Origin of the sequence: Pseudomonas lalucatii (assembly GCF_018398425.1) — a bacterium.
GTDB classification, from domain to species: Bacteria; Pseudomonadota; Gammaproteobacteria; order Pseudomonadales; family Pseudomonadaceae; genus Aquipseudomonas; species Aquipseudomonas lalucatii.
Window position 1 is genome coordinate 1,366,015 of sequence record NZ_JADPMV010000001.1, and the last position, 15,356, is coordinate 1,381,370.

14 protein-coding genes are annotated in these 15,356 nt (G+C 69.3%); 10 read left to right on the plus strand and 4 right to left on the minus strand.

Features of this window, described 5'->3' with window-relative positions; genetic code table 11:
- Position 1: 1 nt before the first annotated feature.
- Together I0D00_RS06180 and I0D00_RS06185 are read right to left on the minus strand one after the other, a co-directional pair.
- Positions 2-1,393: a sensor histidine kinase gene (locus tag I0D00_RS06180; protein ID WP_213638875.1), complete on the minus strand. Its 1,392-nt coding sequence runs from the start codon at positions 1,391-1,393 to the stop codon at positions 2-4.
- A 16-nt stretch (positions 1,394-1,409) separates the two neighbouring features.
- Positions 1,410-2,081 (minus strand): response regulator, encoded by a 672-nt coding sequence (locus I0D00_RS06185; protein ID WP_213638876.1) that lies wholly within the window; start codon positions 2,079-2,081, stop codon positions 1,410-1,412.
- Positions 2,082-2,323: 242 nt separating this feature from the next.
- Here I0D00_RS06185 and I0D00_RS06190 point away from each other — a divergent pair, with 242 nt between their 5' ends.
- The 6 genes from I0D00_RS06190 to I0D00_RS06215 all read left to right on the plus strand — a co-directional run bounded on the left by I0D00_RS06190 (position 2,324) and on the right by I0D00_RS06215 (position 8,706).
- Positions 2,324-3,586 carry an OprD family porin gene (locus I0D00_RS06190; RefSeq protein ID WP_213638877.1) on the plus strand — a complete coding sequence of 421 codons (1,263 nt, stop codon included), beginning with the start codon at positions 2,324-2,326 and terminating at the stop codon, positions 3,584-3,586.
- Between the two features lie 29 nt (positions 3,587-3,615).
- On the plus strand, positions 3,616-4,593 hold the full coding sequence (locus I0D00_RS06195) for a Bug family tripartite tricarboxylate transporter substrate binding protein (RefSeq protein WP_213638878.1): 978 nt from the start codon (positions 3,616-3,618) through the stop codon (positions 4,591-4,593).
- Between the two features lie 119 nt (positions 4,594-4,712).
- Complete coding sequence (locus I0D00_RS06200) at positions 4,713-5,156, plus strand: tripartite tricarboxylate transporter TctB family protein (protein WP_213638879.1); 444 nt, start codon at positions 4,713-4,715, stop codon at positions 5,154-5,156.
- 1 nt (position 5,157) lies between these two features.
- Positions 5,158-6,666 (plus strand): tripartite tricarboxylate transporter permease, encoded by a 1,509-nt coding sequence (locus I0D00_RS06205; protein WP_213638880.1) that lies wholly within the window; start codon positions 5,158-5,160, stop codon positions 6,664-6,666.
- Positions 6,659-7,723 (plus strand): AbrB family transcriptional regulator, encoded by a 1,065-nt coding sequence (locus tag I0D00_RS06210; protein ID WP_213638881.1) that lies wholly within the window; start codon positions 6,659-6,661, stop codon positions 7,721-7,723. The genes I0D00_RS06205 and I0D00_RS06210 overlap by 8 nt, the downstream gene beginning before the upstream one ends.
- 101 nt (positions 7,724-7,824) lie before the next feature.
- Positions 7,825-8,706: a DUF6279 family lipoprotein gene (locus I0D00_RS06215; RefSeq protein WP_213638882.1), complete on the plus strand. Its 882-nt coding sequence runs from the start codon at positions 7,825-7,827 to the stop codon at positions 8,704-8,706.
- An 8-nt stretch (positions 8,707-8,714) separates the two neighbouring features.
- Here the strand turns inward: I0D00_RS06215 and ung are convergent, their stop codons facing one another.
- Both ung and I0D00_RS06225 read right to left on the minus strand, forming a co-directional pair.
- On the minus strand, positions 8,715-9,407 hold the full coding sequence (ung, locus tag I0D00_RS06220; protein ID WP_213638883.1) for a uracil-DNA glycosylase: 693 nt from the start codon (positions 9,405-9,407) through the stop codon (positions 8,715-8,717).
- 75 nt (positions 9,408-9,482) lie between these two features.
- The gene (locus tag I0D00_RS06225) at positions 9,483-10,385 is read right to left on the minus strand and encodes a helix-turn-helix transcriptional regulator (RefSeq protein WP_246533180.1); all 903 of its coding nucleotides are present in this window, start codon (positions 10,383-10,385) and stop codon (positions 9,483-9,485) included.
- A 187-nt stretch (positions 10,386-10,572) separates the two neighbouring features.
- Between I0D00_RS06225 and I0D00_RS06230 the strand changes: the two genes are divergently transcribed.
- The 4 genes from I0D00_RS06230 (at position 10,573) to I0D00_RS06245 (ending at position 15,343) form a co-directional block, all read left to right on the plus strand.
- Positions 10,573-12,066: a CoA-acylating methylmalonate-semialdehyde dehydrogenase gene (locus tag I0D00_RS06230; protein ID WP_213638884.1), complete on the plus strand. Its 1,494-nt coding sequence runs from the start codon at positions 10,573-10,575 to the stop codon at positions 12,064-12,066.
- Positions 12,067-12,143: 77 nt separating this feature from the next.
- The gene (locus I0D00_RS06235) at positions 12,144-13,307 is read left to right on the plus strand and encodes an acyl-CoA dehydrogenase family protein (protein ID WP_213638885.1); all 1,164 of its coding nucleotides are present in this window, start codon (positions 12,144-12,146) and stop codon (positions 13,305-13,307) included.
- A 73-nt stretch (positions 13,308-13,380) separates the two neighbouring features.
- On the plus strand, positions 13,381-14,199 hold the full coding sequence (locus I0D00_RS06240) for an enoyl-CoA hydratase (RefSeq protein WP_213638886.1): 819 nt from the start codon (positions 13,381-13,383) through the stop codon (positions 14,197-14,199).
- A 40-nt stretch (positions 14,200-14,239) separates the two neighbouring features.
- Entirely contained in the window at positions 14,240-15,343 is a 1,104-nt protein-coding gene (locus I0D00_RS06245) for an enoyl-CoA hydratase/isomerase family protein (protein WP_213638887.1), read from the plus strand.
- Positions 15,344-15,356 lie beyond the last annotated feature (13 nt).

The following is a 15,356-nucleotide window of genomic DNA, read 5'->3' on the forward strand; positions in this document are numbered from 1 at the left end:
CTCAACTCGCCTCCTGGGCAAACTCCACCCTTACCAGGAGACCGTGCGGCTGCGCCTGGTGCAGGCTGATCCTGGCCTGGTGGGCCCGGCAGATCTCGCCGACTATGGCCAGTCCGAGGCCGGCACCGCCGCCCTGGGCACCGCGCCGGTAGAAACGCTGGAAGACCTTGTCGTGCTCCTCGACGGGAATCCCGGGCCCGTCGTCCTCCACCTCCAGCACGCCGGGCGCCAGCACCCGCAGGGTCACGCTGCCGCCAGCCGGGGTATGGGCCAGGGCATTGTCGACCAGATTGCACAGCAGCTCGCTGAGCAGGCTCGGCTCGCCCAGCAGCCACACCGGCACCTCGGCCTCCAGGGCCAGGGCGATGCCGCGGGCATGGGCCAGGGGCGCCAGGGCCAGGCCCAGTTCGCGCGCCAGCTGGCCGAGGTCCAGGCGCTGCGCGCCGCCCTCGGCGATCGCCCGGGCGCCGCTCTCGATGCGCGCCAGGGAGAGCAACTGGTTGGCCAGCTGGGTCAGGCGCTCGGTGTTCTGCGCGGCCTCTTCCAGGGTGCCGCGCCATTCCTGCGGCTGCTGCGCGCGCAGGCCCAGCTCGACCCGCGCCTTGAGCGCCGCCAAGGGCGTGCGCAACTCGTGGGCGGCCTCGGCGATGAACTGCGACTGGCGCTCGAACAGACCGCGCAGGCGCTCGTTGAACTGGTTCAGGGCGCTCACCAGCGGACGCAGCTCCCGCGGCAACGCGTCGTCGGGCAAGGGTCGCAGGTCATCGCTGCTGCGCTCGGCCACCGCGCGGCGCAGGCTCTCCAGCGGGCGCAACGCGGCGCTCACCGCCAGCCACACCAGCAGCAGCGCACTGAGCGACAGCGCGCCCATGCGCCACAGAGTGCCGAGCAGCAGCTCCCGGGCCATGCGCTCGCGGGCGCCCTGGGTCTCGGCCACGCGGATCTCGGCGATGCCGTTGAGCTGCGGTTCGCTGACCGGCTGCAACAGGCTGACCAGGCGCACGCCCTGATCGCGAAACTGGCCGTCGTAGAAGCGCGCCAGGGCCGGGTAGTCATCGGTGCGGCGGGTGCCCGAGGGCGGTGCAGGCAGGCCCTGGTAACCGGAGATCAGCGCGCCGCCCGGGTCCAGCACCTGGTAGTAGATGCGCCCGGCGCTGTCGTAGGCGAAGGTGTCCAGGGCCACATAGGGCACGTTGGCCTTGAGCCGGCCGTCATCGCTGTACAGGCCGTCGGCGATGGCTCGCGCCGAGGCCAGCAGGGTCCGGTCGTAGGCGGTATCGGCGGCGCTCCTCGCGCTCCAGTAGGCGCTCAGGCTGCTGAGCAGCAGGATCAGCGCCAGCAGCAGCGCCAGACGGCGCAGCAGCCGCCCGCGCAAGCTGGCCGGCTCAGTCACCGCCGGCCTCCGGCCCTCAGCCACCGACAGCCTCCAACAAGTAACCCAGGCCGCGGAAGGTGACGATGCGCACGCCGCTGCCCTCGAGCTTCTTGCGCAGGCGGTGCACGTAGATCTCCATCGCATCGCTGCTGGCCTCCTCGTCCAGGCCGAACACCTGGGCCGCCAGCTGCTCCTTGCTCATCACCCGGCCGGGGCGGGCGATCATCGCCTCCAGCACCGCCTGCTCGCGGGAGGTCAGGCTCAGCGGCTCGCCGCGCAGGCTGAAGCGCCGGGTGCCGAGGTCGTAGAGCAGCTCGCCGCAACGCTGCTGCTGTTCGCCGCCAAGTACGCTGCGGCGCAGCAGGGCCTTGACCCGCGCCTCCAGCTCGCTCAGCTCGAAGGGCTTGGCCAGGTAGTCGTCGGCGCCCAGGTTGAGCCCGTGGACCCGGTCCTTGACCTCGCCGCGGGCGGTCAGCATCAGCACCGGCAGGGTCTGGCCACGGTCGCGCAAGCGCGCCAGCACCTCGAAGCCGTCCAGCCGCGGCAGACCGATATCGAGAACCGCCAGGGCGTAGTCCTCGCCGGCCAGGGCCAGGTCCGCGGCCACCCCGTCGTGCAGCAGATCCACCGTCCAGCCGGCCGCCTTCAGCGCCTGGGCCACGCTGGCAGCCAGCTGTGGATGGTCTTCGACCAGCAATATCCGCACCGCCACCTCCAAACCGGCTCACTGCCGCTGCTCACCTCATCAGAGGGCGGAAGTGTACCCCTGCCGCCTCTGCCGTGAAGCACCGAACACCCCGCCGCGGACAACCTGGGAAAACTTTCGGCCATGAAAGCTTGGCGAAAGCTTGAGTCTCTAGCATCGGCTTCAGGTGGCTCGACCCACCTGCCCAAACGGCCTGCACAGTGGTGTGCAGCCGCTACAAAAATAATAGTGGAGACCACCGGATGCCCAACGCATCACGCCAGGCATTGTCGCCTGCTCACCTGCTCAGCCTGGCCATCAGCACGGCCCTGCTCGCCCCTGCTGCACAGGCCGCCTTCATCGACGACAGCAGCGCCAGCCTGTCCACCACCAATATCTACCTGAACCGAGACTTCCGCGAAGGCGACGGCCAGAACAAGCGCGAGGAGTGGGGCCAGGGCTTTATCCTCGGCATCAAGTCCGGTTACACCGAGGGCAGCGTCGGCTTCGGCCTCGACGCCCTGGGCATGCTCGGCGTCAAGCTGGATTCCAGTGCCAGCCGCACCGGCACCGGCCTGCTGCCGAAGCAGGACGACGGCGGGGCCCCGGACGAGTTCAGCCGCCTGGGCCTGACCGCCAAGGTCAAGGTATCCGCCACCGAGCTGCGCTACGGCACCCACGTGCCCGACCTGCCGGTGGTCAAGGCCAGCGACAGCCGCCTGCTGCCCCAGGTGTTCGAGGGCGGCCTGCTGACCTCCTCCGAGCTGAAGGGCCTGACCTTCACCGGCGGGCATCTGGACAAGGCCATCGACCGCGCCTCGAGCAACTCCGAGGAGATGCTGCTCAACAACAGGAACAAGCGCTTCCCCGGCGGCGTGACGGCTGACCACCTGGACCTGCTCGGTCTCGACTACCAGTTCAACCAGAACCTCAAGGGCCGCTACTTCCATGCCGAGCTGGACGACATCTACCGGCAGAACTTCTTCAACCTGCTGGCCAGCTACCCCCTGGGCGGCGGCACCGCGGCCGCCGACCTGCGCCTGATGCTCAGCGACGACAGCGGCGCGGCCAAGGCCGGCGAAATCGACAACCGCGCACTGAACGGCGTGCTCAGCTACGCCCACAGCGGACACAAGCTGAGCCTGGCCTATCAGGACATGAGCGGCGACACCGGCTATGCCTACATCGAGGGCAGCGACCCCTACCTGGTCAACGACTCCGCCAACGACTACGCCAACCCGGACGAAAAATCCTGGTCGGCCCGCTACGACTACAACTTCGCCGCCCTCGGCCTGCCCGGTCTGAACTTCGTCGCTCGCTATATCAAGGGCACTGACGCGCGAATCATCGGCAGCGACGCGCGCGGCAGCGAGTGGGAACACAACTTCGAGGTCAAGTACGTGGTGCAGAGCGGCCCGGCCAAGAACCTCTACGTGCGCCTGCGTAACGCGAATTTCCGCTCCGACTTCGCCCGCGACTCCGACGAGTACCGCGTGGTCGTCGGCTACACCCTGCCGATCCTGTAATCCACAATAACAATCGAGAGGTAACGCCCATGAAAACTGTCTTCAGCACACTGGCCCTGGCCACCGCCTGCCTGGCCTTCAGCGGCCAACTGCTGGCCGGCGAACCCAAGCGCCCCGAGTGCATCGCCCCGGCCAAGCCCGGCGGCGGCTTCGACCTGACCTGCAAGCTGGCCCAGAGCGGCCTCAAGGACGGCGGCCTGCTCAAGGCGCCGATGCGCGTCACCTACATGCCCGGCGGTGTCGGCGCGGTGGCCTACAACGCGGTGGTCGCCCAGCGCGCCGATGACCCGGGCACCATAGTCGCCTTCTCCAGCGGATCCTTGCTCAACCTGGCCCAGGGCAAGTTCGGCCGCTACGACGAGCACGCGGTGCGCTGGCTGGCCGCGGTCGGCACCGACTACGGCGCCATCACCGTGCGCGCCGACTCGCCGTACCAGACCCTGAATGACCTGGTCGACGCCCTGAAGAAGGACCCGGCGAGCATCGTCTTCGGCGCCGGCGCGACCATCGGCGGCCAGGACTGGATGCAGACCGCGCTGATCGCCCGCGCCGCCGGCATCGACCCGAAGAACCTGCGCTACGTGGCCTTCGAGGGCGGCGGCGAGACCCTCACCGCCATGCTCGGCGGCCACGTGCAGGTGACCAGCAGCGGCCTCGGCGAAGTCACCCCGCAGCTGGCGGCGAACAAGGTGCGCATCCTCGCGGTGCTGGCCGACGAGCGCCTGCCGGGCAAGCTGGCCGCCATCCCCACCGCCAAGGAGCAGGGCTATGACATCAGCTGGCCGGTGATCCGCGGCTTCTACGTCGGCCCCGAGGTCAGCGACGAGCAGTACGGCTGGTGGAAGCAGCAGTTCGACGCGATGCTGGCCAGCGAGGACTTCGCCACGCTGCGCGAACAGCGCGACCTGCTGCCGCTGGCCATGACCGGCGACGAACTCAATGCCTTCGTGCTCAAGCAGGTCGAGGAGTACAAGGCGCTGGCCGGCGAGTTCGGCCTGGTTCAATAAGCGGCCACGCCGCCATTCGTAGGATGGGTTGAGCATCGCGATACCCCTCGCGCCGCCCCGTTGATGGGTATCGCTGCGCTCGCCCCTTCCTACGACGCCACCTCTCAAGGTAATCCGCTATGTATGTCCGCCTGTTTTCCGCGGTCTGGCTGCTGCTCTGCGCCGGACTCGCAGTTCTCGCCTGGGGCTTCCAGGCGCCCTTCTCCTACGACCCGGTCGGCCCGCGCGCCTACCCCCTGCTGCTGCTCGGTCTGATGGCCGCCGGCAGCCTGTGGCTGCTGTTCAAGCCCGGCGCCACGCAGCTCCGGCTGCACCTGCCCAGCGTCAAACGCACGCTGCTGTGCGTGCTGGCCCTGCTGGCCTATGCCCTGCTGTTCGAGGCCCTGGGCTTCGTCCTCAGCACCGCCCTGGCGACCTTCGCCCTGGGCCTGCTGTTCACCGGCCGCCTGCTGCCGTGCGCCATCAGCGGCCTGCTGATGGGCGTGCTGCTCTTTGGCCTGTTCGATCTAGTGCTGGACGTGCCGCTGCCGCTCGGCCTGTTCGCCGTCTTCGTGGAGAGCTGAGATGGAAACGTTGCATTTCTTGAGCCAGGGCTTCGAGGTCGCCACCCGCCCGGACAACCTGCTGGTGGCGCTGTTCGGCGCCTTCGTCGGCACCGTGGTCGGCCTGCTGCCGGGCCTGGGCCCGATCAACGGGGTGGCCCTGCTGCTGCCCCTGGCCTTCGCCTTCGGCCTGCCGCCGGAGACCGCGCTGATCCTGCTGGCCGCGGTGTACCTGGGCTGCGAGTACGGCGGGCGCATTTCCGCCATCCTGCTCAACGTGCCGGGCGACGCCGCGGCGGTGATGACCACCCTCGACGGCTACCCCCTGGCGCGCCAGGGCAAGGCCGGCATCGCCCTGTCGCTGTCGGCGGTCAGCTCCTTCGTCGGCAGCATAGTCGCCACCTGCGGCGTGGTGCTGTTCGCCCCGCTGCTGGCCAAGTGGGCGGTGGCCTTCGGCCCGGCCGAATACTTCGTGCTGATGATCTTCGCCATCGCCTGCCTCGGCGGCATGGTCGGCGACAAGCCGGTCAAGACCCTGATGGCGGCGCTGATCGGCCTGGCCCTGGCCACGGTCGGCGTCGACTCCACCACCGGGGTGTACCGCTTCACCTTCGGCAGCGTCAGCCTGTCCGACGGCATCCAGTTCATCATCGTGGTGATCGGCTTCTTCAGCGTCAGCGAGATCCTGGTGATGCTGGAGAACACCCACGCCGGGCAGCAGGCGGTGAAGACCAGCGGCCGGCTGCTGTTCAACCTCAAGGAGTTCTGCGCCACCTTCTGGACCATGCTGCGCAGCGCCCTGGCCGGCTTCGTCATCGGCACCCTGCCCGGCGCCGGCGCGACCATCGCCAGCGCCATGACCTACATGACCGAGAAGCGTCTGGCCGGTGCCTCCGGCAAGTTCGGCGACGGCGACCTGCGCGGCCTGGCCGCCCCGGAGGCGGCCAACAACGCCTCGGCCTGCGGCTCGCTGATCCCCATGCTGACCCTCGGCGTGCCGGGCTCGGGCACCACCGCGGTGATGATCGGCGCCCTGGCGCTGTACAACATCACCCCAGGGCCGATGCTGTTCGAGCAGCAGCCGGACGTGGTCTGGGGGCTGATCGCCTCGCTGTTCATCGGCAACATCATCCTGCTGGTGATGAACATCCCGCTGATCGGCCTGTTCTCGCGCATGCTCAGCGTGCCGAACTGGATTCTGGTGCCGGCCATCACGGTGATCAGCATGGTCGGCGTGTACGCCGTGCACAGCACCACCTTCGACCTGCTGCTGATGATCGGCCTGGGCGTGTTCGGCTACCTGCTGCGCAAGCTGGACTTCCCGCTGTCGGCGGTGATCCTCGGCTTCGTCCTCGGCGAGCTGATGGAGGACAACCTGCGCCGCGCCCTGTCGATCTCCGCCGGCGAGCTGAGCATCCTCTGGTCCAGCCCGATCAGCCTGTGCCTGTGGGCGCTGGCCGCGCTGATGCTGGCCATGCCGGGCCTGCGCTGGATGCGCGGACGCACCCGCGCGCGCCTGGCCAATGCCTGATCTGGCCGCCTCGCCGCCCGGCTGGCGCCGCTGGTGGGCCACGCCCCTGGTCGGCCTGGCCGGCGGCTACCTGGCCAGCCTGATCGGCTGGCCGCTGCCGTGGATCATCGGCTCGCTGCTGGCGGTGATCGCGGCGCGCTGCGGCGGCTGGCTGATCGGCGAACTGCCGGGCGGCCGGCAGACCGGCCAATGGCTGGTCGCCAGCGGCATCGGCCTGCACTTCACCGGCGAGGTGATGACGCAACTGCTCGGCCACTTCGCCCTGATCCTCGCCGGCGCGGTCGGCACCCTGCTGCTCAGCCTGATCGGCATCGCCCTGCTGCGCCGCGCCGGGGTCGATCGCGCCACGGCGTTCTTCGCCAGCATGCCCGGCGGCGCCAGCGAGATGGTCAACCTGGCGCAGCGGCATGACGCGCAGATCGCCCGGGTCGCCGCCGCCCACAGCCTGCGCCTGCTGCTGGTGGTACTGCTGGTGCCGGCACTGTTCGCCTGGAGCCTGACGCCCAGCCAGGCCCCCGCCCCCGCTCCGGCGGACTGGACCTGGCTGGGCGTGCTGCTGCCGGGCGGCCTGTTGCTGGCGCTGCTGTGGAAAAGGCTCAGGCAACCCAATCCCTGGATGCTCGGCCCACTGACCCTGTGCGCCCTGGCCAGCGTCGGCTTCGACCTCGAGCTGAGGCTGCCGCCGGGACTCGGCCAGGCCGGCCAGTGGCTGATCGGCTGCGCCTTGGGCTGCCACTTCGACCGCAGCTTCTTTCGCAGCGCGCCGGGCTTCCTGGCTCGCATCCTGCTGTTCAGCCTGCTGGCCATGCTCGGCGCCGCTCTGCTGGGCATGCTCCTCGGCCTGCTGCTCGGCCAGGGTGCCAGTTCGCTGATGCTGGGCATGATGCCCGGTGGCATCACCGAGCTGTGCCTGACCGCCGAAGCCCTGCAGCTGTCGGTGGCGCTGGTCACCGCGTTGCAGGTGCTGCGGCTGTTTCTGGTGATGTTCCTGGCCGAACCGCTGTTCCGCCTGTGGCAACGGCTCAGGCCGGTAACCCCTTCCACGACCACGCCTTAGCCCGCCTCGTGCGGGCTCTTTTTTGCCCGTATTTCCCGCCTGGCCGCCGACTGGCCTTTACTGGTCAGCAACTCCCACGTTTCATCGCGGAGGCGGTGCCGATGATTCCGAGCTGGCGAGTCTTCTGCAAAACCCTGCCCCTGCTGCTCGGCCTGGGCCTGCTGTTGAGCGCCTGCAGCCGGGTCGAGCTGATCTACCGCAACCTCGACTGGCTGCTGCCCTGGCGCCTGGAGCATTATCTCGACCTCGACCGCCAGCAGCGCGCCTGGCTCGAGCCGCGCCTGCGAGCCCACCTGGACTGGCACTGCAGCCGCGAACTGCCGCGCAACCTGGCCTGGTTGCAGCGCAGCCGCGAGCTGGTCGAGCAGCCGCAGGTCAGCGCCGCGCAACTGGTCGAGCACCTGGCCGAAGTCGATGCGGCGCTGCAGCGCATCGCCGTGCAGGTCACCCCGACCGCCATCGACCTGCTGCGGAGCCTCGGCGCCGAGCAGGTGGCCGAACTCGAGTCGGTACTTCGGGCGGACTATCACGACGATCGCCGGAGCTTTCTCGACCCACCGCTGGCGCGCCAGATCGACGAACGCGCCGCGCGCCTGGAACGGCGCCTGCAGCCCTGGTTCGGCCGGCTCAACGCCGCGCAGCGACGTCACCTCGCGCTCTGGTCCCAGGCCCTGGGCGAACAGAATCGCCTGTGGCTGAGCAACCGCCTGCGCTGGCAAAGCGAACTCCTGGCGGCACTGGCCGCGCGCGACAGCGCGGCTTTCCCCGCGCGCCTGACCCGCCTGCTGCAGGCGCGCGAGAGCTTCCACGACGCCGAGTACCGTGACGCCTACTCGCGCGCCCGACAGGCGGCCGCCGAGCTGCTCAGCCAGTTGCTCGGCAGCGCCGATGTTCGGCAGCGCCGGCGCCTGAGCCAGCGCCTGGCACAGCTCAGCCGCGACCTGGCCGAACAGCTCTGCGCTGCGTCGCCCGCGCGCGCCTGAGCGCCGCCTTACAGCTCGGGCAGGCGCCAGTCCACCGGCGTCAGGCCGTTCTGCTCGAGGAACTTGTTGGTGCGACCGAAGTGGCCGTTGCCGATGAAGCCGCGGTGGGCGGACAGTGGCGAGGGGTGCGGCGAGCGCAGGATCAAATGCCGGGTCGGGTCGATCAGGCGCTGCTTGCTCTGGGCATGGGCGCCCCACAGCAGGAACACCAGGTGCTCGCACTGCTGGCTGACGGTCTCGATCACCCTGTCGGTGAACAGTTGCCAGCCCTTGCCGGCATGGGAGCCGGCGACGCCGCGCTCCACCGTCAGCGAGGTGTTGAGCAGCAGCACGCCCTGCTCGGCCCAATGCTGCAGGCAGCCGTGGCTGGCGATGTCGATGTTCAGGTCGCGCTTGAGCTCCTTGTAGATGTTCAACAGGGAGGGCGGCGTCGGCACCCCGGGCTGCACCGAGAAACACAGGCCATGGGCCTGGCCCGGGCCGTGATAGGGGTCCTGGCCGATGATCACCACCTTGACCCGCGCCAGCGGCGTGGAGTTGAGCGCATTGAAGATCAGCGGCCCCGGCGGGTAGACCTCCTTGCCGGCGGCCTTCTCCTGGCGCAGGAAGTCGCCCAGCTCCTTCATGTAGGGCTTGTCGAACTCCTCGCGCAGGGCCTGCTTCCAGCCGGCTTCGAGTTTGATGTGGTCGACGGCGGTCATAGCGGATTCCTGGACTCGCGGGCAAAGGGAGACGGCACGCTAGAGAAGCCCCCCGCGCAAGTCAAGGCAGCCGCCTCAGCCCTGGTGCAGCGCCCGGTAGTGGCTGGGCGCCATGCCCACCACCTTGCGGAACAGCCGCGAGAAGTAATAGACGTCGTCATAGCCCAGCTGTTCGGCGACCTGGCGGATGCCCTGGGTGCCCTCGTCCAGCAGGCGGCAGGCATGGGCCATCTTCAGCTGGATGAAGTCCTGGATCGGCGCATGGCCGGTCAGGGCGCGGTAGGTCTTGGCGAAGTGGAAACGCGACAGCTTGAACTGCGCCGCCAGTTCATCGAGGTTGAGCGAGCCGTGCAGGTGGGCACGCATCACCGCCTGTACCGCGTCGACGTCCAGCACCCGCCCGGATTTCAGCTGGGCCCGGGCCGGCAGCACCGCCAGCGAGGCCAGCAGGGACTGCAGCTGGTGCGCCGCATAGATGAAGTGCGGCAGGCTCAGGCCCTGCCGGCGCAGGCCCAGCAGCGCATCGAACTCGGCCAGCAGGCGCGGCTGCACGCCGATGCGCCGCAACGTCCCCTGGCCCAGGGGACGCAGGAAGTCCGCCGCCAGCTCGCCGTCGAAGTGTACGAAGTACAGGGTCCAGGGCCGCTCGCCATCGGCGCCATAGGCGTGGGCCTGGCCCTTGGGCAGCAGCAGCAGATCGCCGCCGCCGACCGCCATTCGTCCATCCGCGGTTTCCAGCCAGCCCTGGCCGGCACGGCAGTAGATCAGCAGGTGATCGCTCGGCGCCGGCCGGCTCATGCGATGCCCCGACGCCTCCGGGTAGAAGCCCAGGGCCAGCGGGTAGCAGCCCTGGGCCAGGGGATGACGGGCCAGCAGCCGGCGCAGGCGCGGCGGGGTGATGAAGCGCACGCCGTTGGCCGGCAGCGGCCAGTTGGACGTATCGACGCGCGCACCTGTGCTGTTTTTATCCATCGCCATGCCGGCCCTCCCCCATCCGCTCGCCAACGCTTGCGCCTACCGGGGTACTGGCGGTGCAAATCGCGAACTCAATCCCAAGATCGTCCATCCAATGACCAAGATCGTCAATCCACAAGCACGCCTGCGGCGGCTATAACACTAAGGAACGTCACCCGGCGCCCAGCGCGGCCGCAATCAGGAGAGAGCGATGGCCAAGGCAATCCCGCAGTTGATCGAAGGGCAGTGGCGCGAGAGCCGAGCCCGCGAATTCATCGAAGTCACCGACCCGGCGACCCAGGAGGTGCTGGCCCTGGCACCGAAGGCCACCGCCGAGGAGATCGAGGCGGCCGTGGCCAGCGCCAAGGTCGCTTTCCTGTCCTGGCGCGAAGTGCCGGTACCGGAGCGCGCGCGCCTGATGCTGCGCTACCAGCACCTGCTCAAGGAGCACCACGACGAACTGGCGCAGATCCTCAGCGGGGAGACCGGCAAGACCCTGGCCGACGCCAAGGGCGACGTCTGGCGCGGCATCGAGGTGGTCGAGCAGGCGGCCAATATCGCCAGCCTGATGATGGGCGAGACGGCCGAGAACGTCGCCACCGGCATCGACACCGCCAGCTGGATCCAGCCCCTGGGCGTGTGCACCGGGATCACCCCGTTCAACTTCCCGGCGATGATCCCGCTGTGGATGTTCCCTCTGGCCATCGCCGCCGGCAACACCTTCATCCTCAAGCCGTCGGAGCAGGACCCGCTGACCCCCAACCGCCTGGCCGAGCTGTTCATCGAGGCCGGCGCGCCCAAGGGCGTGCTGCAGGTGCTGCACGGCGGCCGCGAGGTGGTCGACAGCCTGCTCACCCACCCGGACATCCGCGCCATCTCCTTCGTCGGCTCGGTGCCGGTGGGCCAGCACATCTACCGCACCGGCACCGCCCACCTCAAGCGCGTGCAGGCCTTCGCCGGGGCGAAGAACCACATGGTGATACTGCCCGACGCCAACAAGGACCAGGTGCTCAGCAACCTGGTCGGCGCCAGCTGCGGCGCCGCCGGCCAGCGCTGCATGGCGATCAGCGTGGCAGTGTTCGTCGGTGAGTCGAAACAGTGGATCGACGAGCTGGCGGCGCAGATGGCCGAGCTGCGCCCCGGCCCCTGGACCGACCCCCATGCCGCCTTCGGCCCGCTGATCAGCCAGCAGGCCAGGCAACGGGTGCTGCGCCTGATCGCCGAGGGCAAGGCCGAGGGCGCCGAGTGCCTGCTCGATGGCTCGCACTGCACGGTCGAGGGCTATCCCAACGGCAACTGGCTGGGCCCCACCCTGTTCCGCGGCGTGACCAGCAAGATGGGCCTGTACCGCGAGGAGATCTTCGGCCCGGTGCTGGTGTGCATGGAGGTCGACACCCTGGACGAGGCCATCGCCCTGGTCAACGCCAGCCCCTACGGCAACGGCACCAGTGTCTTCACCCGCTCCGGCGGCGCCGCCCGCCACTACCAGCATGCGGTGGAGGTCGGCCAGGTCGGCGTCAACGTGGCCATCCCGGTGCCGCTGCCGTTCTTCTCCTTCACCGGCTGGAAGGGCTCGTTCTACGGCGACCTGCACGCCTACGGCAAACAGGGCGTACGCTTCTATACCGAGACCAAGACGGTCACCACCCGCTGGTTCGACGAGAGCCCGGTGACGGGGCCGAACATGACCATCCACCTGAAATAGCTCCGCGCCGGGCCGGGCGCCGTGCCGGCCCGGTCCGGCCCACCCGCCGGCGACGGCGCGCCTGACAAGGATATGCAATGGACTTCGAACTCAGCGATGAACAACGCCTGCTGGTCGACAGCGCCCGCGCCTTCGCCCGCCACGAACTGGCGCCCCACGCCGGCGACTGGGACCGCGACCACCACTTCCCGGTCGAGGTGATCAAGCGCGCCGGCGAACAGGGCTACCTGGCCCTGTACCTCGACGAGGAGGATGGCGGCCTGGGCCTGTCGCGGCTGTCCGCGGCGCTGATCTTCGAGCAGCTGGCGGCCGGCTGCGTGGCCACCACGGCCTACATGACCATCCACAACATGGCCATCTGGATGCTCGCCAGCTTCGCCGACGCCGAACTCAAGGCGCGCTGGCTGCCGCGCCTGATCGGCGGCGAGCTGCTCGCCTCCTACTGCCTGACCGAGCCGGACGCCGGCTCCGACGCGGCGCGCCTGGCCACTCGCGCACGCCGGGAGGGCGAGCACTATGTGCTGGACGGCAGCAAGTGCTTCATCTCCGGCGCCGGCAGCACGGATGTCCTGATCGTGATGGCGCGCACCGGCCAGGAGGGCGCCAAGGGCATCTCCTGCTTCCTGGTGCCGGCCGACGCCGAGGGCGTGAAATACGGGCGCAACGAACTGAAGATGGGCTGGTGCGCCCAGCCGACCCGCACCATCGCCTTCGAGGGCGTGCGCATTCCCGTCGGCAACCGCATCGGCCCCGAGGGCCAGGGCTTCGTCTATGCCATGAAGGGCCTGGACGGCGGCCGCCTGAATATCGCCAGCTGCTCGCTGGGCGCGGCCCAGGCGGCGCTGGAGCAGTCGCTGCGCTACGTCGAGGAGCGCAAGCAATTCGGCAAGGCCCTCAGCGAGTTCCAGGCCCTGCAGTTCAAGCTGGCCGACATGCTCACCGCGCTCACCGCCAGCCGGCAGATGGTGCGCCTGGCCGCGCACAAGCTGGACCACCGGCATGGCGAAGCCAGCCTGTACTGCGCCATGGCCAAGCGCTTCGCCACCGACCAGTGCTTCGCGCTGTGCAACGAGGCCCTGCAATTGCACGGCGGCTATGGTTACCTGAACGACTACCCGCTGGAGCGCTGGGTGCGTGACAGCCGCGTGCACCAGATACTCGAGGGCACCAACGAAATCATGCGGGTGATCATCGCCCGCCGCCTGCTCGAGCAGGGCGGCATGCTCGATCGCCTGCTCTAGGGTGCGCCATGCGCACCATTCCTTCGGTGCACTCAACGCACCCTAGGCAACAGCCAATGACACGAGGACACTTATGACCACCGCCCTGGAACCCTACAGCCCCGGCCTGTTCGACCTGACCCACAAGATCACCGTGGAGAAGCACGGCCACACGGCGCTGATCACCATCAACCACCCGCCGGCCAATACCTGGGACCGCGACTCGCTGATCGGCCTCAAGCAGCTGATCGAGCACCTCAACCGCGACGACGATATCTATGCCCTGGTGGTCACCGGCCAGGGCAGCAAGTTCTTCAGCGCCGGCGCCGACCTCAACCTGTTCGCCGACGGCGACAAGGCCCGCGCCCGCGAGATGGCGCGACGCTTCGGCGAGGCCTTCGAGGCGCTGCGCGACTTCCGCGGGGTGTCGATCGCCGCGATCAACGGCTACGCCATGGGCGGCGGCCTGGAGTGCGCCCTGGCCTGCGACCTGCGCATCGCCGAGCGCCAGGCGCAGATGGCCCTGCCGGAAGCCACGGTGGGCCTGCTGCCCTGCGCCGGCGGCACCCAGGCGCTGCCCTGGCTGGTCGGCGAGGGCTGGGCCAAGCGCATGATCCTCTGCGGCGAACGCATCAACGCCGAGACCGCGCTGCGCATCGGCCTGGTCGAGCAGCTGGTCGATAGCGGCGAGGCGCGCAACCACGCCCTGCTGCTGGCGGCCAAGGTGGCGCGGCAGAGCCCGGTGGCGGTGCGCACCATCAAGCCGCTGATCCAGGGCGCCCGCGAGCGCAACCCGAACCAGTGGCTGCCGGAGGAACGCGAGCGCTTCGTCGACCTGTTCGACGCCGACGACACCCGCGAGGGCGTCAATGCCTTCCTGGAGAAACGCGAGCCGCAGTGGCGCAACAAGTAACCCTGGAGCGGCAGGCGAAGGCCGCCGGACGAGAACGACGATGAACGTGAGTTTCGAGCTACACCACAGCCTGCACGGCTACCAGATCGGCATCGCCAGCCTGGATGCCGAGAAGAGCCTCAACGCCCTGACCCTGCCGATGATCGAGGCGCTGGACGCCCAGCTCGCGGCCTGGGCCGCGGACCCCAGGGTGGCCTGCGTGCTGCTGCGCGGCAACGGCGCCAGGGCCTTCTGCGCCGGCGGCGACGTGGTCCAGCTGGTGCAGGAATGCCGCGCCCATCCGGGCGAGGTGCCGCCCCTGGCGCGGCGCTTCTTCGCCGACGAATACCGCCTCGACCACCGCATCCACCGCTATCCGAAGCCGCTGATCTGCTGGGCCCACGGCCATGTGCTGGGCGGCGGCATGGGCCTGATGCAGGGCGCCGGCCTGCGCATCGTCACCCCCTCGAGTCGCCTGGGGATGCCGGAGATCAATATCGGTCTGTACCCGGATGTCGGCGGCAGCTGGTTCCTCGCCCGCCTGCCCGGCAAGCTCGGCCTGTTCCTCGGCCTCACCGCCAGCGCCATCAACGCCCGCGACGCCCTGGACCTGGACCTGGCCGACCGCTTCCTGCTCGACAGCCAGCAGGATGCGCTGATCGACGGCCTGATCCAGCTCAACTGGCAGGAACAACCGCAACTGCAGCTGCACAGCCTGTTCCAGGCCCTGCAGCATGAGGCCCGCGGCGAACTGCCGGAAGCCCAGTGGCTGCCGCGCCGCGAGCGCATCGACCAGCTGCTCGACCAACCCGACCTGCCCGCCGCCTGGCTCGCCCTGACAGCCCTGCAGGACGACGGCGATGCGTTGCTGGCTCGCGCCGCCAGGACCCTGGCCCGGGGTTGCCCGCTCACCGCCCACCTGGTCTGGCAGCAGATCGCCCGGGCCAGGCGCATGTCCCTGGAGCAGGTGTTCCAGATGGAATACGCCATGAGCCTCAACTGTTGCCGCCATCCGGAGTTCCCCGAAGGCGTGCGCGCGCGGCTGATCGACAAGGATCAGACACCGCAGTGGCACTGGACGGACGTCGCGGGCATCGCCGCCGAGGTGGTCGAGGCCCACTTCAGCGAGACCTGGGAAGGCCCCCATCCCCTGGCGGACCTCTGAGTCCCGGCGGCAC